This window comes from Paralcaligenes ginsengisoli, assembly GCF_054781135.1.
In genome coordinates, this window is the sequence record NZ_BAAGUZ010000019.1 from 95551 (window position 1) to 120552 (window position 25002).

Here is a 25002-nt window from a genome sequence, read left to right on the forward strand (position 1 = left end):
TGGTTCCTTGTTTGTTGATTCTGGTGTTCAGTCAGGTCTGGATCGTTTGGCTTGCCTTGGCCTTTATAGCCATTTTCAATACTTTGCCCACTGCTGATCTGGGTAGGCTATCGTAAAAATAAATGTGCTTGGGTGTGAGTACCGGCCCGAGCTTTTCACGCACAAACGCCTTAAGTTCCTCTTCAGACACCGAGAACGAGGGTTTGCACTCTATGGCGGCGTTAACCGTTTCCCCCCACTTTTCATCGGGCACGCCGAAGACGCACGCCTCATGCACGGCCTCGTGTTGCGACAGCGCGGATTCAACGTCTATGGGATAAACATTGAATCCGCCCGTGATGATCACGTCGCGCAATCGCTCTTTAAGAAACAAAAACCCGCGCTCGTCTATATACCCTGCATCGCCTGTAAGCAGCCAGCCATTGACAATGGTTTCGCTGGTTTTTTCGGGCAATTTCCAATAGCCCGTCATCACGAGATCGCCCTTGATGGCGACCTCGCCCAGTTGGCCTGTTGGCAAGTGCGTGCGATCGGGCGACAAAATGGCAAGCTCCGAGAGCCACGTCACTCGGCCGACGGAGGTTCGGTTTTCAGGTAGCGCCAAGTCGCGGGAGCTGAGCAAGGTGGCGATTTGCGGCGCTTCCGTCTGGCCATATGTTGTGGCGACGACCGGGCCGAAAAACTCCTGTACGGCGGAGATTTTTTCGGCGGGCATCGGTGCCCCGCCATATATCAGCAGCCGCAGCGACGGGAAGCATGCCCGGTGTATTTCCGGCGCTGTCATCAACTTGTAGATCAGGGTGGGAGGCATGAAGGTCATGGTGCCTCCTTGCCGCGCGAATGCATGGCCGATGTCAGCCGCGGAGTTTGATTTGCACAACAGCAGGCATCCGCCTTGCGCCAAAATGGGCACAATATACGTTCCCGTGCCATGACTAATAGGCGCGCATATTACAAATTTGTCGTTGAGGGTAATTTCCCAGCCCGCAATCTGATTAATAATGCCGGCCACCCAGGCTCGATAGGGTTGCATGACCCCCTTGGGAATGCCGGTCGTGCCGCCGGTGAATTTAATGGCCTGGGTGTCGTCCCGTGAATGCTCAAAACGCAGGGGCGACTGATTCCGGTGGCTGTCGATCAATTCAGGAAACTGGGAGAACTGAATTTTCTCATTGCCGTGGCCGCCAATCAGGGCATCGCCCAGATTGTCAACCAGTATGGCCGTGGGTGTCGTCGTTTCCAGAATTCGGTGAATTTCACTCGAGGTGCTTCGGTAGTTCAGGGGAACCCATACTTTTCCCGCCGCCAGAATGGCCAGCATGCCGACAATGTAGCTGGGGGCGTTGGCCGCGCATAATCCGACTCGGGACCCAGGGGCTGGATCTCTTTCTTGAAGCGCGACCGCCAGGGCATTTACAGCCACCATTAATTCGGCATAAGTGATGCATTCGGTCGGACTTTCGATGGCTATTCTATTGGCGTGCGATTGGGCTGCACGATACAGAAAATCTATGGGAACCATTACGTTGAGCGCCTTTCTGATGTCATGAAAAATAATTAATTAACCTTGATATTGGCCTTGTCGGCCACTTTCGCCCATTTGACGATTTCCTCTTGTGTAAATTTCTTCAGACTTTCCGCTGAGTTCGTTCCCTCTGGAGCGGTAAAGCCCTGTTTGTCGAAAATCGCGACCACCTCGGGGGACTTCAAGGCCTTGTTCAAGGCCGTATTGAGCGTTTTGATCACAGATGCGGGAGTGCCCGCGGGAGCATCGATTCCAAACCAGGAAGATACGACAAAGTCCTTGACGCCCATCTCAGCGAAAGTGGGCACATTGGGTAGCGGCTTCACGCGCTCAGTAGTCGTGGTGGCCAGTGCGCGCAATTTGCCGGCTTGTATATGAGGCAGGGACGAGGGTAAGTTGTCAAACATGGAATCAACCTGCCCTCCCAATAAATCGGCCACCGCGGGGCCACTGCCGCGATAGGGAACATGCATGATCTTGGTATTGGTTTTTATCTTGAACAGTTCACACGACATGTGGATCGATGACCCTATGCCCGACGAGGCGCAAGTCAGCTTGCCCGGGTGGGCTTTGGCATATTGGATATATTCCTGCACCGAGTGGATGGGTAATTTGGGGTTGACGACAAGGACGTTCGGGATGGAGGCCATCATGCCTACAGGCGCAAAGTCTTTTACGAAATCGTAATGAAGGTCTTTGTAAAGAGCACGGTTGATCGTGTTGGCGATCGTGCCGACATACAAGGTATAGCCATCTTTTTTCGCGCGCGATACATACTCCGCGCCGATATTGCTGTTTGCTCCCGCCTTGTTTTCAACGATAACGGACTGCTTGAGTTCGAGAGTGAGGGATTTGGCTATTATCCGGGCCAGAATGTCGGTGGCACCGCCCGCCGAATACCCCACGATCAAGGTAATGGGTCGTGACGGATAGGCCGCTTCGGCGGCTTGCGTAGGCGTATTGCCCAACATCGACGCTGGCAGCGCCATGCACAGCAAGCTTACCTTGAGGCGGGATTTCCAGGAAGTGGATTTCATTCTTGTCTCCATTATTTGTCTATAAATTGAACATATAAATAGCATCAATCCCTATAATAGGCAGGTAATTATTAATTCAACAAACAAAAATGTTCAATTTATGAACAGGAGTTCCGGCCATGAGTTCGACAATGAAGCAATCGGGGCCCAAGACGTTTGCGCGTGGGCTTCGCATCATGGACGCCCTGCATAGCGCGGGCGACACCGGCTTGAAAATTACCGATATTGCGATCCAGACGGGCATCGAACGCACGACGGTATACCGCTTTCTCGATATTCTGATCAGGGAGGGGTATGCCCATGCGTCGCCGGACAAGCGGGTATTTGTTTTTAATGAAATGCGTTTTACACGCGGCACGTCATTGGCCTACACCACCGAAAGGCTAAAGCCCGTGCTACAGCGCATCAGCGCGCAAACGGGCGATTCCTCGTTCCTGGTAAGGCGAGAAGACGGCGACTCCCTGTGCGTGCATCGAGAGCTTGGGACATACCCGCTGCAAGTGCTTTCCGTCACGATCGGGCATAGACAGCCTTTGGGGGTTGGGGCCGCAGGGCTGACCCTGCTTGCCAACTTGCCGCAGAACGATATCGACGACATTCTCGATATAAATAAAGAAAAATTGGCGAACTATGGAGGCATGACAAGCAAACAACTAAGGAAGCTAATCGCATCAACCCTTGAGCGGGGCTGGTCCGCCGTAGGGAATGCCGCGGTGCCGGGTGTACTGGGCGTGGGCGTGCCCATATTACGCAACCCGGACAATCCACTCTTTGCCATCAGTGTCTCCAGCGTGGTCGACAGAATGCCTTTGAAGCGGCAGCACTTTATTATCAATGTCATAAAAAAAGAACTGGCGGCCGCCCATTTCCAGTCGACTTCAAACGAGTCCTGAAGCACGGCCGGCGAACGCGCACCGCCACCGTGCAATGCATGCCGCCCTCAGGCAGCGTCGACGTTCGCGGCTATGCCATCCAGCGCTGCGACGGCATCGTCCGGCAAGCTTAACTCCGCGGCGGCGAGATTCTCCCGCAGATGCGTCACAGACGAGGTGCCGGGAATCAGCAGAATGTTGGGTGCGCGCCGCAGCAGCCAGGCGAGCGCAACCTGCATCGGTGTGGCGTTGAGGCGCCGGGCGACATCAGACAGGATGGATGACTGCAGCGGAGTGAACCCGCCCAGCGGGAAGAACGGCACATAAGCGATGCCGTCGCGGGCAAGATCGTCGATCACCGCATCGTCGGCCCGATGCGCCAGGTTGTAATGGTTCTGTACGCAGACAATCTCACAGATCCGGCGTCCCTCCGCGATCTGCGCGGGAGTGACATTGCTTAACCCGATGCGGCGCACGAGGCCCTGTCGTTGAAGCTCGGCCAGGACGCTGAGCGGCGCCTCGATCGACCCCTCGGCAGGCTCATGGATGCCGAACATGATCCGCAAGTTGACCACGTCCAGCGCATCGAGCCCAAGATTGCGCAGATTGTCGTGGACTGCCTGGGTCAGATCCCCAGGCGCGAAGGCGGGGAGCCACGATCCCTGCTCCCCTCGCACAGCGCCGACTTTGGTGACAATGACGAGATCATCGGGGTAGGGGCTGAGCGCCTCGCGGATCAGCTGATTGGTGATATGCGGGCCATAGAAGTCACTGGTGTCGATGTGGTTCACGCCAAACTCGACCGCCTCGCGCAGCACGGTCAATGCCATATCGCGATCCTTGGGCGGCCCGAATACGCCGGGCCCCGCAAGCTGCATGGCACCATAGCCAAGCCGCTTCACAATGCGATTGCCGAGCGTGAATGTGCCGGATTGATTGATTCTGGACATGATCCGTTTCCTTCAAAAATGTACCTGAAAGCCATCATAGCGACTCCGATTAGTCTCGATAATCCGGTACAATCAGCACGGCTTGTGCTAAATGGCGAACAATGAAAATCGATATGAACGACCTGAACGCCTTCATGGCGGTCGCGCACGCCGGAGGCTTTCGCGGTGGCGCGCGAGCCAACGGCACCAGCGCATCCAGGTTGAGCGAAGCAGTGCGCCGCCTGGAGGCTCAGGTCGGTGTCAGGCTGCTCAACCGGACGACACGCAGCGTGGTTCCGACCGAAGCGGGCAAAGGCTTATTGGCGCGACTCGCCCCGGCATTGACCGAAGTGGAGGCCGCGCTCGACGCGGTAAACGGCTTTCGCGACAAGGCGGCGGGCACGCTCAAGCTCAATGTTCCGGTCAGCGCGGCCAGGCTCGTGCTACCCGCCATTGTTCCGCCATTCCTCGCCGCCTATCCCGATATCCTGCTCGACGTAGTTGCCGAGGAGAGCTTTGTCGACGTATTGGCAGCCGGATGCGACGCGGGCATTCGCTACGACGAGCGACTGGAGCAGGACATGATCGCCGTGCCGATCGGCCCTCGCATCCAGCGCCTTGCCACAGCCGCCTCTCCGGCTTACCTCGATCGCCATGGCCGGCCAGAACACCCACGCGACCTGATCGGCCATGCTTGTCTGCGTGGCCGCTTTCCCAGCGGAGCAATGCACCCATGGGAATTCGAATGCAAGGGCGAGGTGGTTCGAATCGATCCGGCGGGACCGCTGATCGTACGGATCGGCGGGGCCGTCGATCTCGCCGTCGACGCGGCGATCGCCGGTACCGGCATCGTCCACCTCTTCGAGGACTGGCTGCGCCCTTATCTTGACAACGGCACTCTTGAACCTGTCCTTGAACCGTGGTGGCAGCCCTTTCCCGGACCGTTTCTCTATTATCCCGGACGCAGGCTCGTTCCCGCGCCACTCAAAGCCTTTATCGACTTCATCAAGGCGCCGTCGCTGCATGCCGAATAAGATGATCTCGCTGATGGCCCAGGAATAGGCCGCTACCCTAGCTCCCCGCCTGGCCCGCGCTGGACTTCATGAAGCAGGCAGGCATTTCGATGACGCATATTCCCTATAAAGGGGAAGGACAAGCCGTGATAGATCTGCTGGGCAAGCACGTGGATGTGTATTTCGGCACCAGCGCCGTGGCTTCCGCGCATCACCTGAAGCAATTGGCCGTAGCGGCCGATTCACGGGCGACAGAGGCGCCGGGCACGCCGACGTTCACCGAGCTGGGATACAAAGTAGTCTGGTCCATCATGGGCGGGCTGATCGCCCCCAAGGGCTTGAACCCGGCGGCCAAGACGGCCATAGAGAGCGCCTGCGCCGATGGCATGAAGACGCCCCACTACCTGGCCACGCTCAAGACCCTGCAGGCGGGGCCCGAATATCTGTCGGGTGACGACTTCAGAAAGCTGATGGTGGCCGAATATGCCAAGAGCGAGGTATTGCTGAAGAATACCAAGCTACACCCCTGATGCGGGCGTCGTCGTACGCGCAGGATCTGACGCGCGACGGATCAGGCCAGGCGATGAGGCCCGACTGATCACATCGCCCGCAGCATCAGATCCAGATTCTGCATTGCGGCACCTGAAGCGCCTTTGCCCAGGTTGTCGAATACCGCCGCCAGCAGCACTTGGCCATGTGCTTCGTTTGAAAATACCGCCAGACGAAGTTCATTGCTGTCATTGAGCGCCTCAGGATCCAGATGCGTCGTCGCGGCAGCCCATTCGGGCGACATGACCTGCACGTGACTTGATTCTTCATAATGGCGCAGCAAGCTCTCGTGCAGGCGCTTGGCGTTTACGCCAGAGGGCAACAGGCGCAGTTGCAACGGAATGGTCAACACAATGCCTTGCCGAAAAGCTCCATACGCGGGAACGAAGAAAGGGCGTTGCGACAAGCCCGCATGGTGCTGGATTTCCGGCACATGCTTGTGAGAAAGCCCTAGACCATAGACCTGGAATGCGGGCGCCGCGGCCGAACCGGGCGCTTCATACAGATCGATCCCCGCGCGTCCGGCCCCCGAATAGCCCGACACGGCATGTACGGAAATCGGATAGTCCGCTGGAATCAGCCCGGCCTTGACGAGCGGCCACAGGAGTGCGATTGCGCCTGTAGGATAACAGCCAGGATTACTCACCCTCTTGGCGGGCGCAATGCGCTCCGCCTGACCCAAGTCCAGTTCCGGAAATCCATAGACCCAGCCCTCCTGCGTGCGATGGGCAGAGCTCGCATCAATGACACGCACCGATGGGTTTGTGATTGCGCCGACGGCCTCACGAGCCGGTTCGTCCGGCAGGCACAGGATCGCAACATCGGCCGCATTAATGGCCTCGGCACGGCGCCGCGGATCTTTACGCTCGACATCAGGCAATGTAAAAAGACGCAGGTCGGTCCGTCCGCTTAACCGGGTGTGGATTTGCAGACCGGTCGTGCCCTGGTCCCCGTCAATAAAAACAATGGGCTGATTCATGGCAGTCTCGTAGAGTGAATGGGGTGAAGCATCCATCTTCGGCCATGTCTATTGAAAAGAAAAGTTGAATATAATGACCATCTAATTCATAAATTCTGAACGTATTCCATCAATGCGTGAAATCAATCTGGACCGCTTGCGTACTTTGTTAGTGATCGCGGAATTGGGCTCGTTCGCCAAGGCGGCACGCGCCTTGAACCTGGCCCCACCCACGGTAAGCCTGCACATCAAAGACCTCGAAGCCCGCATCGGCGCCCCGCTGCTGTCGCGTAAGCGCGGACAGATCCATCCCACCACCATCGGCGAAACCTTGCTGGAACGTGCCCGCCGTCTTTTAGCGGATGCGGACCAGGCACTGGATGATGTGCTGCGCCAGGCCCAAGGCCTGGCCGGCCGGGTGCGCCTGGGCGCTTCGACCGGTGCAATTGCCCATTTGCTGCCGCAGGCACTGGATACGCTGAGCGTCCGCCATCCCGATATCGACGTGCAGGTCATGGTGCTCACCTCGCGGGAATCACTGGCGCGGCTCATGGCGGGCACCCTGGATGTGGGCCTGGTTGCGCTACCGCAAGCGCCCATGAGCGGGCTGGAACTGCGCCCGTGGCGGCGCGACCCGATTATGGCCTTTGTCCCATCGGCCTGGGACAAGCCCGCCCATATTACGCCGGCGTGGCTGGGCCATCGTCCGCTGATTCTGAACGATGCCAGCACACAGTTGTCACGCGTAACCACTGAATGGTTCGCCTCTTCCGGGCTGCAGCCGCAAGCACGCATCCTGCTTAACTATAACGATGCCATCAAAAGCCTGGTCGCCGCGGGATACGGCGCAACCCTGCTGCCGCACGAGGCAGATGCGCCCGTTCCGGATGAGCGTATCGCAATGCGCCCCCTGCGCCCGGCCCTGTGGCGGCACCTGGGCATTGCCTATCGCGTCGGCCCTATGGAACCGGCCACACGGCATGTGTTGAATGTGCTGACTGAACTGGCGGTTGGGAATAGCCGTATGACGAAAAATTCCACGAAATAGCGTTGGCCTCATCGGCTGGTACTGGCGTGCAACGCCATAAACAGCGTCTCACACAGCCAGCCACTCCGCAAGAATCCTGGGGCTGGCGCCCAGCGCTTCGGGCGAGCCCTCGAACACGATGCGGCCATGTCCCATGACGCACACCCGGCTCGATACCTTCAAGGCGATCGCCAGTTTCTGTTCGACAAGGATGACGGCTACGCCCTGGCGGTGGATGTCGGCAATGGCCTCACCGACGGCGGCGACGATCTTCGGCGCCAGCCCCTCGGTGGGTTCATCGATCAACATCAGCAAAGGGTTGCCCAGTAACGCCCGGCAGATTGTCAGCATCTGCTGCTCGCCACCCGAAAGGCTGGCGCCTTTGGTATTGCGGCGCTCTTTGAGGCGCGGGAAATAATCGAACATTTGCTCGATTGTCCAGACCGACGCGCCGTTAACGGCCGGCTGCATGCCCATGCGCAGATTCTCCTCGACGGTCAGGTTCGCGAAAATCTCTCGCTCCTCGGGTACGTAGCCGATGCCATGGCGGCAAATTGAGTACGGGCGCAGGCCCGCGAGTTCGTGCTGGCGTAGCCGAATCGATCCATCTGTCGGAGGCACCAACCCCATGATTGCCTTTAATGTGGTGGATCGGCCTGAGCCATTGCGCCCCAACAGGCTGATTACTTCATTTGATGAAACATGGAAACTGACTCCATGAAGAATATGGCTCCTTCCATAATGAGCGTGCAACTCCTGCACGGATAACAAGGGCGGGGATTTGGCATCGGCCGTCATTGCTCGATCTCCTCCCCAAGGTAAGCCTCTTTCACAGCCTTGTTGTGTCGGATCTCATCCGGGTTTCCAGTCGCGATAATGCAACCATAGACCAGGACGCTTATTCGGTCGCTCAAGGCAAACACTACATTCATGTCGTGTTCGACAATCAGAAGGGTGCGCCCTTGCGTTACCTCGCGTATCAACGCCAGTGTGTAGTCGGTTTCCTCATTGGACATGCCGGCCATTGGCTCATCGAGCATGATCACCTTTGGGTCCGAGGCCAGGGTCATGGCTATTTCCAGCGAACGCTGCTCGGAGTACGACAGCTCACCGGCGAGCGTACCAGCCCGCGCTTGCAGGCGGACTTGCTCGAGCAATTGCTCCACTTGGGCCGTGATCCGTCGACGGGTCTGGATCAGTGTCCAAAAAACATACTGCAGCCCGTACGGGCGCATTGCCGCCAGGCGCAAGTTCTCGAACACGGTCAAACCCGGAAAGACATTGGTGATCTGAAATGACCGGGCCAAACCCAGGCGATTGACCTGCTCGGGGGGCAAGCCCTGTATCGGCCGACCGTCGAGGTCGATCTCGCCGCGTGTAGGGGCGAGCCGGCCCGAGATCAGATGAAACAAGGTCGATTTGCCTGCTCCATTCGGCCCGATCAGGGCGTGTCGCTCGCCCCGGACAATATCCAGATCGACGCCGCGGATAATCTGGGTTTGCCCAAATGACTTATGCACGCCGCGCAGAGAAAGAATGGGTGACTCGTTCATGGCTGCCCTCCTTTTGGAGCTACGCTATCAAAGGCAAGAGGCGCCTGGACACATTCTCCATTCTCGACGACAAAAATCCGGCGGGAATACGCCAGGCGCAGCACCGCTACGCCAGAGATCAAGGCCAGGACGGGTAGCACCCAGGTGAGCACGGCGGTGGGATCCCATTGAGCCCCGAACAAGGCAATGGGCGGCCAGCCTTTCCCATTGAGGACGGCCAGCGACCGATAGTCCTGGGAGAAAAAGCGCTGCAACAGCTCCACCAAATACACCGTGCCAGCCGTCAACAGCAGCGAGGCGACGGCATATAACGCCATGGATGGCGCCAACCGCGTGAATCCCTGCCGCCGGCCGCTGGCGGCGACTGATTGCACGAGCCCGGCAATGCCCCGTGGCATGAAAAGCATTATCACCACAAAAAGCAGGCCCTTGTACAGCAGCCAGGAATGCGTCATGTCCGAGACCAGGTAACCGAAAAAAGTCATGAGTGCGGCCCCAAGGACTGGCCCCAGAAAAATGGTGACTCCGCCGATGAAGCTGTTCAATAGCACCTCGGCCGAGCCTTGCAAATCGAAGATTACATAATTGGCGGCTTCCATGTTCAATGCCTGCAAGCTGCCCGCGATACCCGAGAACATCGCCGAGATGGCAAACACCAGCACACTGACCCGATGAACGTTGTAGCCCAGAAAGGACAGGCGGCGCGCGTTTTCGCGCAGACCCAGAGTCAGCCGTCCCAGAGGGGTCAGCGTAAACAGGTAAAGCAGTCCGAGCGAGACCAGCACCCATATCAAGGTCAGGTAGTAGACCTCGGTGTTCGAGCCGAAGCTCAGGCCAAAGGCTGGCATGCGCATCGAGGAAACGCCGGCCTCTCCGCCGAACCAGCCCTTGAGGTGCGGCGCCAGGGCATACAGCAGTTCGGCCAGCGCCAGCGTGATCATCGCGAAATAAACGCCGCTTCTTTTCGTGGCGAACCAGCCGGCAAGCAGGCCCACCACAAGCCCCATGGCCGCTCCGACCAGAGGCAAGAACGGTGTGGGAAGAAGCCCGGCGCCGTTGAATGCGTTCATGGCGTGCACAGTGGCGAATGCACCGACCCCGAAATAGGCGGCATGCCCGAAAGACAACATGCCGCCTTGCCCGCACAGCAGACTGAACGCGCAGGCAAACAGGCTCGCAATAAGCATCTGGATCGCGGCGTTGACCAGCGACTGGCTCAACAAGACAGGCACCAGAACCAGCCCGAAAATAGCCGCCAGCAACAGAAAACGACGTGTCTTCACCATTTACTCCTTCTCGCCCATCAGCCCGGAGGGGCGCACCAGCAGGATCAACAGCATGAGTGCATAAGGGATGGTGGCCGACAGGCCGGACAGTTTCAGGGTGAAGAGTCCGCCCATGCGTTGTGCCCAGTCGCCCGCGCCGAGCCAGGTGAAAAGATCGGCAAGGCTGTAGTCGACTCCCACGCTGAAAGCGGTCAACAGTCCGATAAGCAAGGAGGCCAGCATCGCGCCCTCGAGCGATCCGAGCCCCCCGACCACAACCACGACAAACACCAGGACGCCCAGTTCGATCGCCATATTCGGATTGGTCGTATAAAAGGCTCCCGCCACAGCACCTGCCAGCCCGGCCAGGGCCGCGCCCACCCCGAAGACAGCCATGAATACTCGAGGTACGTTATGGCCCAGAGCCTCGGCCATGGCCGGCTTGTAGATGGCCGAACGTACGATGATGCCAACCCGTGTGCGGGTGAGCAGCAGATAGATCACGCCAAACATCAGCAGCGCGACGCCCCCCATAAGCAAGCGGTAGACGGGGTATGCCAAAGGGCCGATGTGAAACGCGGAAAACGAAAGCATGGCCGGAACGTGATAATTGACGGGGTAGTTGCCAAAGAAAAGCTTCACCAGTTCCGCGATGATGAACGACAGCCCAAAAGTCAGCAACAGTTCGTGGGCATGGCCGTACTTGTGTACCCGACGCAGGAAGTATCGCTCCACGACCACCCCGACCAAACCGACAAGCACGGTCGCGCAGGCAATGGCGGGCCAAAACCCGATATAGGGGCCCAGCAGGTAGGCAAAGTACGCCCCCAGCATGTAGAACGAGGCGTGGGCGAAGTTCAACACACCCATCATGCCGAAAATCAGCGTCAGCCCCGCGGACACCATGAAAAGCAGCAGCCCATAGATCAGTCCGTTCAACAACGATACAAGAAAATAATCCATGATGACCTTTAAACGCTAAGCCATCATCCGGGCTCGACCCTGGATGATGGCATTCTGCAGAATGGGAAAGGAACGCGAAACCGGAGGCGCCTAGCTGGGGCGTTTCATTTTGCAGGTTTTCTGTGCCGGAGTCGCCGCCTCGTCGGCCGTCAGCAGCTTGACGGGTCTAAACCCCATGTCGGTTCCGTCCACCTTGAATTTCGCGTCTTTGGATACTACGGAAACGACCAATGGCAACAAGACTTGGTGATCCGCCGCGCGCATACTCCACTCACCCATGGGAGTCTCTACCTTGGTTTGCTCTATCGCCAGGGCCAGTTTGTTGACGTTCAACTTTCCGTTCTCGGGCTTTACCTGCTTCAAGGCGGCGCCGACCATCTTCACCGCGAAAACGGTTTGAGGTTCCACAAACACGGGATAATGACCTACCTTGGCCTTGAATGCCTCGGAGAACGCCTCGCTTTTCTTGCCGCCCGCCTCGGCATCAAAGGGATGGACCACGTACGCTCCCAGGGCGACGCTGCCCGCATTGGCCAGATTGCCTGGCTGATCCATGTACGTGGTGGCAAAACGTACTTTAAGCCCTCCGGACCTGGCGGCTTTCATCAGAAGCAGAAGATCATTGGACCAGTTTCCGGTAATGACGGTATCAGGATGCGTGGCAGCGATCTTGGCGACATAGGGCGAGAAATCCTGGATCTTGTTGACATCATGCAAGGTCTTGCCTACGACCTCGTAGCCGCCATTAGCCGCGTTGTCTTCGATAGCCTGCTGCACGTCCGCCCCCCAGGAATAGTTCTGGTTTATGGAATAAACGCGCGTACCCAGTACATTGGCCGCCTTCATGGCAGCCACCAGAGCCTTGATCTTGACTTGTGCATTGCTGATGAACCGGAACGAGTGAAAATGGCACTTGGCGCCGGTCAAATCCATGGCCTCGGCACCCACATTCACGAACAGCAGCTCTTTGCCGGGATTACGGATATCGTACTTTCGAATGTCTTCGCTCAGCTGGCCGGCAATCGCCGAAGAAGCCCCTTGAATCACCAACTGCGCACCGTCCGCTATTGCTGTTTTGAGCTTGTCGGCAGCGCCGCTGGGCGTACCCTGATTATCGTACTCGAGCAGCTTGATCGGTTCGCCGTTCCACCCGCCTTCAGCGTTGAGCCTGTCGACTTCATAACGAGCGGCATCGCGATACGTGTTCCCCGTGGATGCTTGCGGACCCGACAAGGTCTCGATGAGAGCTATTTTCACCGGCGCGGCGCAGGCCATGCCACCGAGCGACGACAAGGCTGCGGAAAGAATCAACGGACGAATAATGTGGCTAGAAATCATGTTTGTCTCCTGAGTTGTACGGATTTGAAATGGCTACAGCGTCATACCCCCTGATGCTTCACATCCTGCTGCACAGATCTGGCAACGGTGTCAAAACTCGACCGAGTCTGCGCCTTTCAGGCCCAACATTTTCCGGGCATCGGCAGGTGTTGCGATTTCAAATGAAAGCTCTTCGAGGATGCGTCGAATTTTTCGAACCTGTTGAGCATTCGTTTCAGCCTTGACACCCCTTGAAAGAAAGATGCTGTCCTCCAGGCCAACCCGAACATTTCCGCCCATGATGGCGCCCATCGTCACGAGCGGCATTTGATGCCGCCCCGCGCCAAGGATGGAAAAGAGGTAGTTTTCCCGCCCGAAAAGACGGTCGGCTGTCGACCGCATCACTGTCATATTCTCTGGATCGGCCCCGAGTCCGCCAAGAATGCCGAAGACCGACTGGATGAAAAATGGCGGCTTGATAAGGCCCTGGTCCACGAAATGCGCCAGATTGTAAAGATGGCCGAGGTCGTAGCATTCGAACTCGAAGCGTGTGCCGTGCGCGCCCAGCTCAAGCAGGATTTTCTTGATGTCCTTGAAGGTATTACGGAAAATTGTGTCTTCCGTCCCTTCGATAAAGCTTTTTTCCCAGTCGTGGCGCCATGACGAAATTTTCGCCGCGATCGGATGGATGGAGAAGTTCATCGAACCCATGTTCAGCGAGCACATCTCTGGCTTGGCCAATCTGGGATAGGCCAGACGCTCGGCCAATGTCATGCGTGTGCTGCCGCCCGTCGTTATATTGATGACCGCATCGGTCGCTGCCGCGATGAGGGGAACAAATTCCCCGAACACTTCGGGCGCAGGGGTCGGCCGGCCATCCAAAGGATTCCGGGCATGCAAATGGAGAATGGCTGCGCCCGCTTCCGCCGCCTCTATGGATTGCGTCGCAATCTGCGCGGGCGTCAATGGCAGGAATTCAGACATCGATGGCGTATGCGTTGCGCCGGTGATGGCGCAAGAAATAATGACTTTGCGATTGGGACCGCTCATGCGTGTATTCCTCCACGGTGTTGCATTGGCGCTGCGTGTTGCGCTGACCGTGGCGAGTTTGGCGCGCGGTCCGCTGTTCAGCTTGCCTCTTGTGATATTGATATTAGTGAAATATGATGGCACCCGAAAGGTCATATTCGGACAGTTGAATGTTGTTATGGGACAATCCGGGGAGAAGCAATGTCGTCAAAGCTGCCCTTGCTTAACGAGCGCATCTACGCGCCCTATAAAATCGCGGCGCTGGTGGAGGTTCTGAGCGAACAGGGCATTGCTCCGGAGGACAGCCTCAAGGGCAGCAACGTTGCCGCGGGCGAGATTTACGATGCGTCGGCATTGACCTCGGTCCGGCAATACGTCGCCGTCTGTAGAAATGCGGTCCTGCTGTCTCGCAATACCGCTACGGCTTTTATTGTCGGATCCCGTCTGCATTTGTCCGCCTATGGGATGTATGGCTACGCCCTGATGTCCTGCCTGTCGTTCCGGGATTATTTCCGGCTCGGAGTCAAGTACCACCAGCTCGCCACGCCAACGCTCACAATCGAATGGAACGAATATCCCAACGAAGGAATCTGGACGTTCCCGGATGCGTTCATCTCTAATCCATCGAGAGAACTGCGCCAGTTCCTGCTCGAGCAGCAGTTTACCCAGCACGTGACGCATCTGCAGGACGTCGCCGGAAGAACCTGCCCACCGACAAAAGCGTGCTTTTCATATGCGGCGCCGGCGTATGCCGACGTTTACCCGGAGTATCTGGGCTGCCCGTGCTACTTCGACCAGCCGCAATGTTCGCTTCATTACGACAGTGCCATATTCGAGGACAGGCCTCAGCTGGCCCACAGGCTGACAGCCACGCTCTTGCAGGAAACCTGCGACAGGCTCATTGGCCAGGCAAAGACGTCCGTCGGTGTTTCTGGAGAGGTCTATCAGGTGCTGATGCGAAAGCCCGGCGTATTCCCGGGCATGGAAGTCGTCGCGGACGCCTTGAAAATGACGAGTCGAACGCTGCGGCGACGCCTCGAGAGCGAAGGCACATCTTTCGTGGCAATCGCCGATGACGTGCGCTGCTCCCTGGCAACCGAATACTTGAAGACCACCAAGATGAGCACCGATGACATCGCGATGCTGCTTGGCTTTAGCGACGCCGCAAACTTTCGGCGGGCGCTGAAAAGATGGACGGGCAAGGGGCCGGGGGAATTGCGCAAATGATCCACCGGCCCGGCAAGGAAAATGCCAGGCGTCCCATGGCTACGGAAGAATCGAACCGTTGTACTGTATCAACCCACTACGTTATTCGAGGTAATTGATGAACACTATTGATCTTCTGAAACCGGCACCTGGCTTGCGAGTATTGGTTTCAGGCGCTGCAACCGGCATTGGCGCCGCCATTGCACAGGCATTTCTGGAAGTCGATGCACAGGTCTATGTTTGCGATATTGACCAGGCTGCGATCAATAAAATGAAAACCGAGCGGCCACAGCTTCATGCAGGGGTTGCGGATGTGGCAAACCGCGATCAAGTGGATGGCATCGTCGACGATGCTCGAGCCAAGCTTGGCGGTTTGGATATTCTTGTCAACAACGCCGGTATCGCGGGCCCGACGGGGGCCGTCGAAGACGTCGATCCCGAACAGTGGGAGCGCACGATTTCCACCAACCTCAACAGCCAGTACTATTTTCTAAGGAAGGCCGTTCCGGTATTGAAAGAAACATCCAAGAACCCAAGCATCATCGCCATGGCCTCTGTGGCGGGGCGTCTTGGATACCCGTTTCGCACGCCCTATGCCGCCACCAAATGGGCCATTGTGGGCCTAATGAAATCTCTGGCTATCGAGCTTGGGCCAAACAACATCCGGGTCAACGCCATCCTGCCTGGGGTCGTCGAGGGGGAACGGATGGACCGCGTGATTTCCGCCAGGGCGGATACCCTGGGCATTGGTTTCGACGAAATGAAGGAAGAATACCTGCAGAAGATATCCCTTCGGCGGATGGTGTCGGTCCACGATATTGCGGCGATGGCGCTATTCCTTGCGTCTCCCGCCGCGAAAAACATTTCCGGCCAGGCCATCAGCGTAGATGGGGATCATCAATATCTTTGATCGAGGTAAAATTTTTGCTCATACCGAAGTTTTGGCCAAGGAGTGGTGAATTTTATGAACGACCATGATGAAATATTCCGGTCGCTGGAAAAACAGGGCTGGGCTATTTCTGACACCGTCATTCCCTTGTCGTGGCACATTACCTTGCTGATGCAAGGCTGGAATCTGTGGGAAGACGGGCACTTCTACACGGAAGGGATAGGCCGCAGCGCAAGCGATGCACGGCGGCCCGACATCCGCGGCGACACGATCTGCTGGATTCACCCCAATTCGCATCAAGCCAACCACCCTTTTTTCCGATGGATGGCGCAGTTTCGCGAAGAGCTGAACGAGCGCTATCAACTTGGCCTGCGCAGCCAGGAGTTCCATTTTGCGCGTTATGGCAAGGGCAAAGGCTACATAAAGCACATTGACCAGCATCGCGATAGTGACCATCGAAAAATATCGATCGTGCTGTATTTGAACCTGCAGTGGAATCCAATGCATGGCGGCGAGCTTTGCCTGTACGAGCCCCGTAATCCCAATGTGGAAATACGGCGAATCCCTCCTATGGGAGCAAGGTTGGCGATTTTTCACAGCGGCCTGATTCCGCACGCGGTACTACCTTGCCAACAAACACGCTGGAGCCTGACCGGTTGGCTGCGCTCGGACGAACCTGCGGGATGAGGAGTCCTGAAGAAGACGGGATCGATCACTGGCCGTGTTGCCACAGATCCGCGCCCGTAATCTGAACGCCCTGCAGGGAGTCTCCGCCACTGTGCCGCACCCGAACGGTGCAAGGCTGTTCCAGAACTGGCTCAACAGCGAAGCGGGAGCGAAGGCCTTGCAGGAGAAGTACGGTGTGCGCACCGCGCTGAAGGGCTAAATACCCAGGGCCTGCGCCGCAGCGGCCTGGTTTCCGCCATGCGCGCGCAAGGACAGCCAGGTCGCGCAGCGACGCGAAAACGGCTACCAGTCTGTCAAGAGTGTACCGGACCGAATGCGACCGCCGGTGACTATGAGCGCGAAGACGGCCATACCGGGGCAATGCGCGGCCGCATGCTCAGCGCGGCCGAATACAACACATATCTAGGCCTGGCCGAGGTCGGGGAGTGGGAGGAGCGCTTCCAGGCCTGACAGGAAACCCATGGCCTATTGGCCCGACCCATCCGGCGGGCGGTGCCCGCGGTTCAGAATGTGTGGCGCATGCCGACCATCACTGCGGTGACATCGCTGCCCAAGCCATTGCCGAAGATGGCGCGCTGGCCAGTATCCAGGGATATCGCGGCGTGATTATTGTTGCTGGCCTTTCCAATCCCGGCATAGAGGCTGGTGCGTTTGGACAGGGGGCGGAGGTAATTCAGGCCGTACAGCCAGGTTTTACCATCTTCCGGCGCAGCCAGGCTCGTGCGGATATGACCGAGCGTCAAACTGACCTGGGCGGCGCCCACCGGAACCATGAGACCGAGCCAGACGCTGTTCATGGTACCCGAGGTGGCCGTGTTCGGCCCGGCCGGATCGTATCGCGAGTAGCCGCCGTTGATCGTGAACTGGCCAAAGTCGTATTGTCCCGTCACGCCCTGGTAGCGGTTCGTGCCCGATGGTTTTGCACCGACGCCCTCGACCCTTTTCTGCTCGTAGAAAATCCCGGCGGCAGCCGGACCCGATACATAATGGCCCGACAGGCCGACCATCTGGCCGGTATTCGTCGTCGGGGTGCTACCCGGGGTGCCGTTGCTCCAGAACACCCGGGCACTGAATCCGTTGACCGTCGGTGAGGTGTAGAACACGCCATCCGATTGCCGGATAAGGCCGAGCTCGACAATCTGCGAAGTCGGTCCGGCGCCGCCGTACATGCCGGACTTGGTGTAGTCCGTATACGCCATGGCCCAGAAGGCCGGTGTGTAATCGCGACCCAAGGACAGCTCACCCCAAGGCCCTTTGGCGCCGACGATGGATCGGCGGTTGAACAGGACGCCATTTGGCACCGAGTTGCCAGTGGCAAGGTCGAGGCCGCCCTCGAGCACGAAGAAAATGCTTGATCCGCCGCCCAGATCTTCGGCCCCACGGAGCCCCAAGCGATTGGCCTTGCTCGATCCGTTCGCAAAAGCCCAATCGTTCCTCGCGCCGCCTGTCGAGCCCGCGCTGACCTTCTGGTATTCGATGCCGACGTCCAGACTGCCATAGAGGGTTACGTTGGGCTGTGCGACGGCCTGGCCGACGCAAGTTGCCAATACAGCGGCAACGCTGAAATGTACTGCTTTCATTATTTTTGTCTCCCCTGCCTCGCTGATCAGCGAGGCAAATACCTGCATGCAAACATGTGAACGCGCGGGGCGGCAGACAGCCAGGACAAGCTGTCCGTGAACTGCCGCCCTGCTCGAGTGGTGTTAGAGCTATTGGCCGTTGGCCAAGTGGGAGTCCGTCGCGATCTTGCTCCAGGTTGCCAGATCGTGCTCGACGATCGCCTTGAATTCTTCAGATGTTTTTTGCGGCGGCGCCGAGAAATTGAGGTTCTTCATCAACTTGACCATTTCCTCGGATCCCTGAATCTTGTTGATCTCCAGGTTCAGACGCTTGACGATTTTCGGATCGGTGCCGGCCGGCGCAAAGATGCCGAACCAGCCCACCTGATCAAACTTGAAGCCCGATTCGGCCAGCGTCGGAACGTCCGGCAATTGCGGGGCACGCTCATTGCCACTGATCGCAATGGCACGGATCTTTCCCGCCTGAACGAACGGGATCAGCGCACTGGGGTCCGTCCAGCCCACCTTTAGCACACCCGACGCCAATTCCGTAAGCATCTGAGTCGTGTTCCGATAGGGAACATGGGCCATCTGCATGCCGGTCCGGCCTTTCAGCCATTCCATCATCAGATGTCCGCTGGAGCCGTTTCCCCATGAGCCAAAACTGTATTGATTGGGACTAGCCTTGATCAGCGCAATCAGCTCCTTCAGGTTTTTTGCCGGAACTTCCGAATTGACCACGAGGATGACTCCGCCCGCGGCGGTTTCCGCGACGGGAACGAGATCCTTGGTCACGTTGAAGGGCACGGATTTTTCAACAGACGGCCTGACGACCGTGCTCGAAGCCGTGGAATACAGCAGTGTATAGCCGTCGTTCGGCGCCCTGGCCACCGCCTGGATGCCAATCGCACCGGTGGCGCCAGGCCGATTTTCTACAATCACTGACTGTCCGAGCGCCGCCGAGAGTTGCTTGGCCAAGGCGCGTGCCAGCGCATCCGGCCCCGAACCCGCCGAGGATGATGAAATTATGGTGATCGGCCGCTCAGGCCAGGCGCCGGCGGCCTGAACCGTCTGCGATGCGGCCAAACCGAGAAACACAGCCAATCCGAGAATGAACCCCGCGACTCTGTGTATACCTGCCCTGTGAATACCTACTATCATCTATTGTCTCCTTAACCCGCACATTCATCGTTGTTGTGTAGCCTGTCAGGCAATATCAGGCACGCGGGCGAATTTCTAGCTTCTGCATTTGTGTCTCCTGACTCTTGCTATTAGAATTTTGGCTGACCGTCCAATCGTGTCGATTGAAGCAATCGCAAAACTTATGATGGATCAAGTTTGAGCGTCCTGCGGGCTATACACTTTCCATTACGCGACACCGATTTTGCAGTTCATGCCACGTTATTGACCCATATCAATTTGCAAGCCCGGACACTCCTGGGCATGGCGCAGCGCTTACGGCTAGACGAGTATGCCGCGGTTGACTTCCTGGATCGCGCACGTACCGAGCATGGCCATATTGCGATCGACTTCGTCCCGCAGAAGACCGATGGCGTGTCGCACACCCGGTACGCCGCCAACGGCGGCCGCATACATGAAGGGGCGTCCCGCGAATACAAAACGGGCGCCGAGTGCCAGCGCCTTCAGCACATCCCCGCCGCGCCTGATTCCGCTGTCCATCATCACGACCAGATCGTTCCCGACCGCATCGCAAATTCGCGGCAGCACATGCAATGGCTCGACGGCGCCATCCAATTGACGGCCACCATGGTTCGACACGATGATTCCTTCAGCACCGATCGAAACAGCTCGTTTTGCATCGTCGACATGAAGAATGCCCTTGATCACCAGATTCCCGCTCCATCGGGCGCGTATGCGCTCGAGATCCCTCCACGACAAATGATCTCGGCCCGTCGTATCGCGTATGGCAGAGACTGACAGCATCGGCGCCCCCCGCGTTGCGAAGGAATTTTCAAAGTGAGGCATCCCATGTTTGATAAGTGTCTTGAGGAATGTGCCGCACAGCCACCGAGGCCGAGTGATTCCATCCATCGCCAGACGCAGCGAAGGCCGCAGGGGCAAGGAAAACCCTGTGCGTACATTGTTCTCGCGGTTTGCCCATACGGGAATATCGACGGTGACGACGAGGGTTGAGAAGCCCGCCGATTTGACTCGATCGATAAGCGCATCGATACGTGTGGGGTCGCCTGGAAGATAGGCCTGAAACCACGTACCCGGAGCTTCTGCGTGAACGGTCTCCATGGGAATCAGGGAGGAGCCGCTCATAATCGCGGGAATATTTTCATCCTTCGCGGCCCGTGCCAGCGCAACATCCCCCCGATAGGCCGAAATGGCGCTGATGCCGATCGGCGCGATTCCGAATGGAGACGAGTATGTATTGCCGAACATCGTCACTTTCTGTGATCGGCGAGACACATCGACCAGGACCTTGGGATTGAATTTCAGGCGTTCAAATGCCGTGCGATTCGCAATGCAGGACATGCCGTCTTCGGCGGAGCCTGAAATATAGCCAAATAAGGGGCGCGGCAGATGGCTTCGTGCCGCCGCTTCAAAATCGGCCAATGAAAGCATCTGCCGCAATCGTGCCGGGGCATCGCTCCTGGCTCCGTATGCAGCCAGGTTTTTTTTCCCGGCCTGCTCAACCTGTTGCGTACCGGCATTTCCAAGGGAGTCTTTCATCCATCAATCCTCAACGTTTTCTTCAAGCGGCCGATCGTCAAGCGTTCGTTGCGCAGGCATTCCAGGCATCGGCGGATTACCGCCTCATTGCGCAAACGTACCGCGCTGGCGCATCAGTTCCCGGCAAAGCGCTTCATTGCGCTCAAACGGCGCGCGCCCGTGGACATAGAAGTAATTGTTCAGAACAACTAGATCCCCCACGGGCAGGCCAACTTCCCTGGTGCCCTCGGATGTTTCCATGGAATTCGACAAGGCATACAGGTAGGCGGCTTCTTCACGATTTGCGGGCTGCACGAACTGGTCGATGAACGACATCGACAAACCAAATTCGCTTTGGAAAAAAACGGGCCGCTCAACTCTTTCGCTGCTATTCTTGGAGCCGGGCGCCTTGTAAAGAAACGGCCTGGTTCCAAATTTGTGATTCACGAAGTAGCTGCACTCTTTCCAGTCATCCAGGTGAAGAAACCTGGATTCACCACCGACCGCGTTGCGCTCGGCAAACTTCATCATCAGCAGCCAATCGGTTGCCTCGGAGACGAACGTGCCGTCCGTGTGCATCGTGAACAGACGGTATGCCTGGCGCAGATAAGAGTCGCTGCTGTCGGTATGCTGCACAACAAAGCGCGCATAATAAGTGCCGGACATGGCATCGTGACTGCTTGTACCCAGAATATGTCCGACTGCCGTACCGAACTTGACGAAGTCGGCATCGTCTTGCGAAAGCCCCTGAAGACCGATGGTAAAGCCGCCATGGCGACGATCCTTGACCAAGTCAAGCAGCGTGCGCGGGAACGCTTCGCCAAGGCGATTGACCAGCAGATCGGCCAGGTGATAACGCATGAAAGGCACATACTCGAGGTTCTGCACGTCGATGCGCCGGACATCTTCCAGAAAGCCGGCCAGCGCATCGCTGCCGACGGTTATATGCATGATTCGAGGGTGGTCTGCGTGACGCGACAGGCGAAAGTTCTGTTGAGGCGCGGCGAGTATTGCTTCCATGAAGGGCTCCCTTAGGTCTGAAGTCCACATTTCACTCCTTTTTTTTGATAACATCATTATCAATAATTTGAATTTTTATTCGTTAAATCAGATTAAATGATTGATGCCCGCCAACTCCGTTATTTCACAGCAGTCGTCGAAGAATTGCATTTCTCCAAAGCGGCAGATCGTCTCAACGTGGCTCAGTCCGCGCTGAGCGCTCAGATTCAACGCCTGGAACAGCAACTGGGCGTCCGCTTGCTGAATCGCAACAAGCGCCAGCCGGTCACCCTGACCGATGCAGGCAAGCTATTCCATGCCGAAGCGGTGGCAGCCTTGCGGCATATCGATCGTGCGGATCAAATCGGACGGCTCGCGGCCAGAGGGCTTGCGGGCATCATACGTATCGGCTTCGTCGCATCGGGCGCCAGTAGCGGTGTGCTGTCCGATTTGCTGCGTCAGTTTCGCCTGTCGCATGCCAATGTGCGAATCGAAATAATCGCCATGGAAACACCGCGCCAATACGAGGCGCTCAACAATGGTGAAATCGATATCGGCATCGTAAGGCCCCGGCGGCAATACCCGCCGGGCTTGGCGGTAACCATTGTGCAGACTGAGCGTCTCTTGATCGCCATGGCCAAGAACCACCCATTGGCCGCCCGGTCCCGGCTGCTCGCTGGAGACCTGAAGGACGAGTCGTTCATCTCGCCCCAGTTCGACGAGAACGAGGGATTCAGCGAGGTGTTGTCAGCACTGGGGGCGGCAGGAGGTTTCACCGCTTTTCTCGACTATCGCGTGCACGATTTCATTTCCGCAATCAGCCTCGCATCCGCTGGCTACGGGGTTGTCGTCGTGCCGGAATCGATGCACCATTTTTCACAATCCGGCATCTGTTATCGAGCCGTCGCGGACTTCAACCTTCCGGTTCATCTGGCCATTGCGTCCAGGCGCCGGGAACCCTCCCCCGCCGTCCGTGCCTTCGTGAACGTGGCCAGTCAAAAATCCGTGACGGCCTGACCCGCGGCGCACACGCCACGCCCGGGCAGGAGCTGGCTACGCCGCTTTATGGGCACGTGCACGCCGGCTTGGCTCCGGTTTTGGATCGAGCGCCTGAATGGCAGCCTCTCTTGCCTCGTCCAGGCGCAAGGACGCAAGAGAAATGAGCTGTTTGACGTCGCGCTTGGTTGCGGCCATTTGCAGCTTACGCCAGGCCTGGTACGACGTCTTGATCGCATGCGGCGAAGCCACGAATCCCAGCCGGACATAACGCATAGTCCGCAAAGAAATGGAATGCAGGACATCGACCAGGAGCCGATTGCGGCACAGGCTGACCGTCGCAAAATTCAGAAGGAAGCTTTCCACGGCATAGGCGTCCGCCGACTCATTGGCCGCTTTCGCCAGCTTGGGTACATGGTCGGTCAGCAATGCCTCGAGTTCGGCCGGGCTTTCACGCGCCACCTCTTCGAGCATGGTGACGTAAAGGACACTGCGCACGCGAAAGATATCGCGAAGCTCATTCTCGTCGGGCGCGGTGACGATTGCGCCACGCCGAGGCTGAAACTCGATGAGGCGGTCGCGCTCCAGTATGCGCATCGCCTCGCGCACGGGGGCCCGACTCACTCGCAGCACTTCGCTGATGTCTTTCTCCAGCAAGCGTTGCCCCGCTTTCACCAAGTCGAGCGTGATGACGCCCGCCAGCCGGACAGCAATCTGCTCGGCAATCGGCGCCGAGGCGTACGCCCATTCCTGGCCACGCAGCACCGCCCGCTCGACAGCCAGCATCAATGAGTTTCTGGGCGTAAGGAGCGTGGAAAGGTCAGGAATGTTCTGCGTTTTATGTCGAGCCATGGCGTAGCATGAAGTCCATTTTTTTCGAGCTTCACAATTCGAAATTACACGGTCCGAAGTTACCGTCACGAAAAAAAATAGGGCACACCATCAGTAAGGAATATCCCCTTCAATTCCGGCGCGTTCCATCTTGCGAGGAGCCGGCCAATAATCCATGACCGCGTAATGCTGAGTCGAGCGGTTGTCCCAGATGGCAACACTGTTGGGCTTCCAACGGAAACGGACCTGATACTCGGGAATCGATGCCTGGCTCTGCAGATAGTTTAGCAGGAGGCTGGCTCCGGGCGTCTTGTCCAGGCCATAGCGCACGTTCTCGGCCGTATGGTAGTTGACGAAATGCGTCGTGAAGCTGGCGACACTGAGGATTTTCTCGCCAGTCTCCGGGTGTGTGCGCACCACGGGGTGCTCCGCCTCGGGATGCTGTGCCGCGAGCTTGCGGCGCTCTTCAATATCCATTGCCGCACCAAACGAGTGCTCGATGCTGCTTTTCGCTCTCAATCCGTCGATGCGCTTTTTGATGTCGTCAGGCAATTGCTTGTAAGCCTCGACCATGTTGACCCATATGGTGTCGCCGCCGACTTCGGGACACTCGACACAGCGCAACACGGCACCCATGGACGGTTTCGGCCGCCAAAGTCCATCGGTGTGGTAGTTGTTTTCGTAGGGATTTTTTGCTTCCGACCGATAGATCCGCACCAGGCCGGGATGCTCTGGATCGCTTCCCGCAACCGGATGCTCTTCCAGCTCTCCGAAACGCCGCGCAAAGGCGACATGTTCCGCCCGCGTTATGTCCTGATCCCGGAAAAAAAGGACGCGGTGCTTGAGCAACAACGCTTTGATTTCTTCAAAGAGCGAGGCATCGCGGGATGCATCGCCCAAGCTCACGCCCGACACCTCGGCACCAATGCAGGCAGTCAGCCGATCCACTTTCATCATGATTGATATCTCCTAGTACTTGCCAGGCAATTCACCTAGCTGCCACGCACTACGTCACGTACCACAGGCCTGCGACGCGTCGTCGTTCCTTTAAGTGTTTGAGTACAATATCAAATTATTTTATTAATGTCGACATAAATATATTATACTTGGCCACGCCAG

The 25002-nt window shown here is 57.6% G+C and carries 25 protein-coding genes; 9 read left to right on the forward strand and 16 right to left on the reverse strand.

The window, feature by feature from the left end:
* Positions 1-31: 31 nt before the first annotated feature.
* Together ACYVIS_RS10680 and ACYVIS_RS10685 are read right to left on the reverse strand one after the other, a co-directional pair.
* Positions 32-1522 (reverse strand): class I adenylate-forming enzyme family protein, encoded by a 1491-nt coding sequence (locus ACYVIS_RS10680; RefSeq protein WP_232741475.1) that lies wholly within the window; start codon positions 1520-1522, stop codon positions 32-34.
* Between the two features lie 35 nt (positions 1523-1557).
* Positions 1558-2562 (reverse strand): Bug family tripartite tricarboxylate transporter substrate binding protein, encoded by a 1005-nt coding sequence (locus tag ACYVIS_RS10685; RefSeq protein ID WP_232741476.1) that lies wholly within the window; start codon positions 2560-2562, stop codon positions 1558-1560.
* A 119-nt stretch (positions 2563-2681) separates the two neighbouring features.
* On the opposite strand from ACYVIS_RS10685, the gene ACYVIS_RS10690 reads away from it, so the two are divergent.
* A complete protein-coding gene (locus tag ACYVIS_RS10690; RefSeq protein ID WP_460873949.1) occupies positions 2682-3455 on the forward strand; it encodes an IclR family transcriptional regulator in 774 nt (257 codons plus the stop codon).
* Between the two features lie 47 nt (positions 3456-3502).
* Here ACYVIS_RS10690 and ACYVIS_RS10695 read toward each other — a convergent pair whose 3' ends face one another.
* The gene (locus ACYVIS_RS10695; RefSeq protein WP_232741478.1) at positions 3503-4384 is read right to left on the reverse strand and encodes an aldo/keto reductase family oxidoreductase; all 882 of its coding nucleotides are present in this window, start codon (positions 4382-4384) and stop codon (positions 3503-3505) included.
* 101 nt (positions 4385-4485) lie between these two features.
* On the opposite strand from ACYVIS_RS10695, the gene ACYVIS_RS10700 reads away from it, so the two are divergent.
* Positions 4486-5397: a LysR family transcriptional regulator gene (locus tag ACYVIS_RS10700; protein WP_232741479.1), complete on the forward strand. Its 912-nt coding sequence runs from the start codon at positions 4486-4488 to the stop codon at positions 5395-5397.
* Positions 5398-5465: 68 nt separating this feature from the next.
* The gene (locus ACYVIS_RS10705) at positions 5466-5906 is read left to right on the forward strand and encodes a tripartite tricarboxylate transporter substrate-binding protein (protein WP_232741480.1); all 441 of its coding nucleotides are present in this window, start codon (positions 5466-5468) and stop codon (positions 5904-5906) included.
* Between the two features lie 68 nt (positions 5907-5974).
* Here ACYVIS_RS10705 and argC read toward each other — a convergent pair whose 3' ends face one another.
* Positions 5975-6904, reverse strand: coding sequence for an N-acetyl-gamma-glutamyl-phosphate reductase (gene argC, locus ACYVIS_RS10710; RefSeq protein ID WP_460873950.1), 930 nt, complete (start codon positions 6902-6904; stop codon positions 5975-5977).
* 112 nt (positions 6905-7016) lie between these two features.
* On the opposite strand from argC, the gene ACYVIS_RS10715 reads away from it, so the two are divergent.
* Positions 7017-7931: a LysR family transcriptional regulator gene (locus ACYVIS_RS10715; RefSeq protein ID WP_460873951.1), complete on the forward strand. Its 915-nt coding sequence runs from the start codon at positions 7017-7019 to the stop codon at positions 7929-7931.
* A gap of 48 nt (positions 7932-7979) precedes the next feature.
* Here ACYVIS_RS10715 and ACYVIS_RS10720 read toward each other — a convergent pair whose 3' ends face one another.
* The 6 genes from ACYVIS_RS10720 to ACYVIS_RS10745 form a co-directional block, all read right to left on the reverse strand.
* Entirely contained in the window at positions 7980-8708 is a 729-nt protein-coding gene (locus ACYVIS_RS10720) for an ABC transporter ATP-binding protein (protein WP_460873952.1), read from the reverse strand.
* On the reverse strand, positions 8705-9463 hold the full coding sequence (locus ACYVIS_RS10725) for an ABC transporter ATP-binding protein (protein WP_460873953.1): 759 nt from the start codon (positions 9461-9463) through the stop codon (positions 8705-8707). The genes ACYVIS_RS10720 and ACYVIS_RS10725 overlap by 4 nt, the downstream gene beginning before the upstream one ends.
* On the reverse strand, positions 9460-10749 hold the full coding sequence (locus ACYVIS_RS10730; RefSeq protein ID WP_460873954.1) for a branched-chain amino acid ABC transporter permease: 1290 nt from the start codon (positions 10747-10749) through the stop codon (positions 9460-9462). The genes ACYVIS_RS10725 and ACYVIS_RS10730 overlap by 4 nt, the downstream gene beginning before the upstream one ends.
* On the reverse strand, positions 10750-11691 hold the full coding sequence (locus ACYVIS_RS10735) for a branched-chain amino acid ABC transporter permease (RefSeq protein ID WP_460873955.1): 942 nt from the start codon (positions 11689-11691) through the stop codon (positions 10750-10752).
* Positions 11692-11781: 90 nt separating this feature from the next.
* Positions 11782-13029, reverse strand: coding sequence for a branched-chain amino acid ABC transporter substrate-binding protein (locus tag ACYVIS_RS10740; protein ID WP_232741491.1), 1248 nt, complete (start codon positions 13027-13029; stop codon positions 11782-11784).
* Positions 13030-13119: 90 nt separating this feature from the next.
* Positions 13120-14058, reverse strand: a complete 939-nt coding sequence (locus tag ACYVIS_RS10745) for a beta-keto acid cleavage family enzyme (protein ID WP_232741492.1) — start codon at positions 14056-14058, stop codon at positions 13120-13122.
* A 180-nt stretch (positions 14059-14238) separates the two neighbouring features.
* On the opposite strand from ACYVIS_RS10745, the gene ACYVIS_RS10750 reads away from it, so the two are divergent.
* From ACYVIS_RS10750 to ACYVIS_RS10765, 4 genes are all read left to right on the forward strand, one after another.
* Positions 14239-15264 carry an AraC family transcriptional regulator gene (locus ACYVIS_RS10750; RefSeq protein ID WP_232741493.1) on the forward strand — a complete coding sequence of 342 codons (1026 nt, stop codon included), beginning with the start codon at positions 14239-14241 and terminating at the stop codon, positions 15262-15264.
* Positions 15265-15361: 97 nt separating this feature from the next.
* Complete coding sequence (locus ACYVIS_RS10755) at positions 15362-16153, forward strand: SDR family oxidoreductase (protein ID WP_232741494.1); 792 nt, start codon at positions 15362-15364, stop codon at positions 16151-16153.
* A gap of 54 nt (positions 16154-16207) precedes the next feature.
* Entirely contained in the window at positions 16208-16819 is a 612-nt protein-coding gene (locus ACYVIS_RS10760; protein ID WP_232741495.1) for a 2OG-Fe(II) oxygenase, read from the forward strand.
* Between the two features lie 34 nt (positions 16820-16853).
* Positions 16854-17018, forward strand: a complete 165-nt coding sequence (locus ACYVIS_RS10765) for a hypothetical protein (RefSeq protein ID WP_232741496.1) — start codon at positions 16854-16856, stop codon at positions 17016-17018.
* A gap of 304 nt (positions 17019-17322) precedes the next feature.
* Here the strand turns inward: ACYVIS_RS10765 and ACYVIS_RS10770 are convergent, their stop codons facing one another.
* The 4 genes from ACYVIS_RS10770 to glaH form a co-directional block, all read right to left on the reverse strand.
* A complete protein-coding gene (locus tag ACYVIS_RS10770; protein WP_232741497.1) occupies positions 17323-18399 on the reverse strand; it encodes a porin in 1077 nt (358 codons plus the stop codon).
* Between the two features lie 129 nt (positions 18400-18528).
* Positions 18529-19539 (reverse strand): Bug family tripartite tricarboxylate transporter substrate binding protein, encoded by a 1011-nt coding sequence (locus ACYVIS_RS10775; protein ID WP_232741498.1) that lies wholly within the window; start codon positions 19537-19539, stop codon positions 18529-18531.
* Between the two features lie 300 nt (positions 19540-19839).
* A complete protein-coding gene (locus ACYVIS_RS10780; protein WP_370635874.1) occupies positions 19840-21078 on the reverse strand; it encodes an alpha-hydroxy acid oxidase in 1239 nt (412 codons plus the stop codon).
* Positions 21079-21162: 84 nt separating this feature from the next.
* Positions 21163-22077, reverse strand: coding sequence for a glutarate dioxygenase GlaH (gene glaH / locus ACYVIS_RS10785; protein ID WP_232741499.1), 915 nt, complete (start codon positions 22075-22077; stop codon positions 21163-21165).
* 96 nt (positions 22078-22173) lie between these two features.
* Between glaH and ACYVIS_RS10790 the strand changes: the two genes are divergently transcribed.
* Positions 22174-23073 carry a LysR family transcriptional regulator gene (locus ACYVIS_RS10790; RefSeq protein WP_232741500.1) on the forward strand — a complete coding sequence of 300 codons (900 nt, stop codon included), beginning with the start codon at positions 22174-22176 and terminating at the stop codon, positions 23071-23073.
* Positions 23074-23109: 36 nt separating this feature from the next.
* Here ACYVIS_RS10790 and ACYVIS_RS10795 read toward each other — a convergent pair whose 3' ends face one another.
* Both ACYVIS_RS10795 and ACYVIS_RS10800 read right to left on the reverse strand, forming a co-directional pair.
* Positions 23110-23904 (reverse strand): GntR family transcriptional regulator, encoded by a 795-nt coding sequence (locus ACYVIS_RS10795; protein ID WP_232741501.1) that lies wholly within the window; start codon positions 23902-23904, stop codon positions 23110-23112.
* 90 nt (positions 23905-23994) lie between these two features.
* On the reverse strand, positions 23995-24837 hold the full coding sequence (locus ACYVIS_RS10800; RefSeq protein ID WP_232744695.1) for a TauD/TfdA dioxygenase family protein: 843 nt from the start codon (positions 24835-24837) through the stop codon (positions 23995-23997).
* Between the last annotated feature and the right edge of the window lie 165 nt (positions 24838-25002).

Bases quoted from the DNA above. Each gene is read 5' to 3' on its own strand.
- ACYVIS_RS10680 (WP_232741475.1), bottom strand. From the start codon at position 1,522: ATGGTTCCCATAGATTTTCTGTATCGTGCAGCCCAATCGCACGCCAAT.
- ACYVIS_RS10685 (WP_232741476.1), bottom strand. From the start codon at position 2,562: ATGAAATCCACTTCCTGGAAATCCCGCCTCAAGGTAAGCTTGCTGTGC.
- ACYVIS_RS10690 (WP_460873949.1), top strand. From the start codon at position 2,682: ATGAGTTCGACAATGAAGCAATCGGGGCCCAAGACGTTTGCGCGTGGG.
- ACYVIS_RS10695 (WP_232741478.1), bottom strand. From the start codon at position 4,384: ATGTCCAGAATCAATCAATCCGGCACATTCACGCTCGGCAATCGCATT.
- ACYVIS_RS10700 (WP_232741479.1), top strand. From the start codon at position 4,486: ATGAAAATCGATATGAACGACCTGAACGCCTTCATGGCGGTCGCGCAC.
- ACYVIS_RS10705 (WP_232741480.1), top strand. From the start codon at position 5,466: ATGAAGCAGGCAGGCATTTCGATGACGCATATTCCCTATAAAGGGGAA.
- argC (WP_460873950.1), bottom strand. From the start codon at position 6,904: ATGAATCAGCCCATTGTTTTTATTGACGGGGACCAGGGCACGACCGGT.
- ACYVIS_RS10715 (WP_460873951.1), top strand. From the start codon at position 7,017: ATGCGTGAAATCAATCTGGACCGCTTGCGTACTTTGTTAGTGATCGCG.
- ACYVIS_RS10720 (WP_460873952.1), bottom strand. From the start codon at position 8,708: ATGACGGCCGATGCCAAATCCCCGCCCTTGTTATCCGTGCAGGAGTTG.
- ACYVIS_RS10725 (WP_460873953.1), bottom strand. From the start codon at position 9,463: ATGAACGAGTCACCCATTCTTTCTCTGCGCGGCGTGCATAAGTCATTT.
- ACYVIS_RS10730 (WP_460873954.1), bottom strand. From the start codon at position 10,749: ATGGTGAAGACACGTCGTTTTCTGTTGCTGGCGGCTATTTTCGGGCTG.
- ACYVIS_RS10735 (WP_460873955.1), bottom strand. From the start codon at position 11,691: ATGGATTATTTTCTTGTATCGTTGTTGAACGGACTGATCTATGGGCTG.
- ACYVIS_RS10740 (WP_232741491.1), bottom strand. From the start codon at position 13,029: ATGATTTCTAGCCACATTATTCGTCCGTTGATTCTTTCCGCAGCCTTG.
- ACYVIS_RS10745 (WP_232741492.1), bottom strand. From the start codon at position 14,058: ATGAGCGGTCCCAATCGCAAAGTCATTATTTCTTGCGCCATCACCGGC.
- ACYVIS_RS10750 (WP_232741493.1), top strand. From the start codon at position 14,239: ATGTCGTCAAAGCTGCCCTTGCTTAACGAGCGCATCTACGCGCCCTAT.
- ACYVIS_RS10755 (WP_232741494.1), top strand. From the start codon at position 15,362: ATGAACACTATTGATCTTCTGAAACCGGCACCTGGCTTGCGAGTATTG.
- ACYVIS_RS10760 (WP_232741495.1), top strand. From the start codon at position 16,208: ATGAACGACCATGATGAAATATTCCGGTCGCTGGAAAAACAGGGCTGG.
- ACYVIS_RS10770 (WP_232741497.1), bottom strand. From the start codon at position 18,399: ATGAAAGCAGTACATTTCAGCGTTGCCGCTGTATTGGCAACTTGCGTC.
- ACYVIS_RS10775 (WP_232741498.1), bottom strand. From the start codon at position 19,539: ATGATAGTAGGTATTCACAGGGCAGGTATACACAGAGTCGCGGGGTTC.
- ACYVIS_RS10780 (WP_370635874.1), bottom strand. From the start codon at position 21,078: ATGAAAGACTCCCTTGGAAATGCCGGTACGCAACAGGTTGAGCAGGCC.
- glaH (WP_232741499.1), bottom strand. From the start codon at position 22,077: ATGGAAGCAATACTCGCCGCGCCTCAACAGAACTTTCGCCTGTCGCGT.
- ACYVIS_RS10790 (WP_232741500.1), top strand. From the start codon at position 22,174: ATGATTGATGCCCGCCAACTCCGTTATTTCACAGCAGTCGTCGAAGAA.
- ACYVIS_RS10795 (WP_232741501.1), bottom strand. From the start codon at position 23,904: ATGGCTCGACATAAAACGCAGAACATTCCTGACCTTTCCACGCTCCTT.
- ACYVIS_RS10800 (WP_232744695.1), bottom strand. From the start codon at position 24,837: ATGAAAGTGGATCGGCTGACTGCCTGCATTGGTGCCGAGGTGTCGGGC.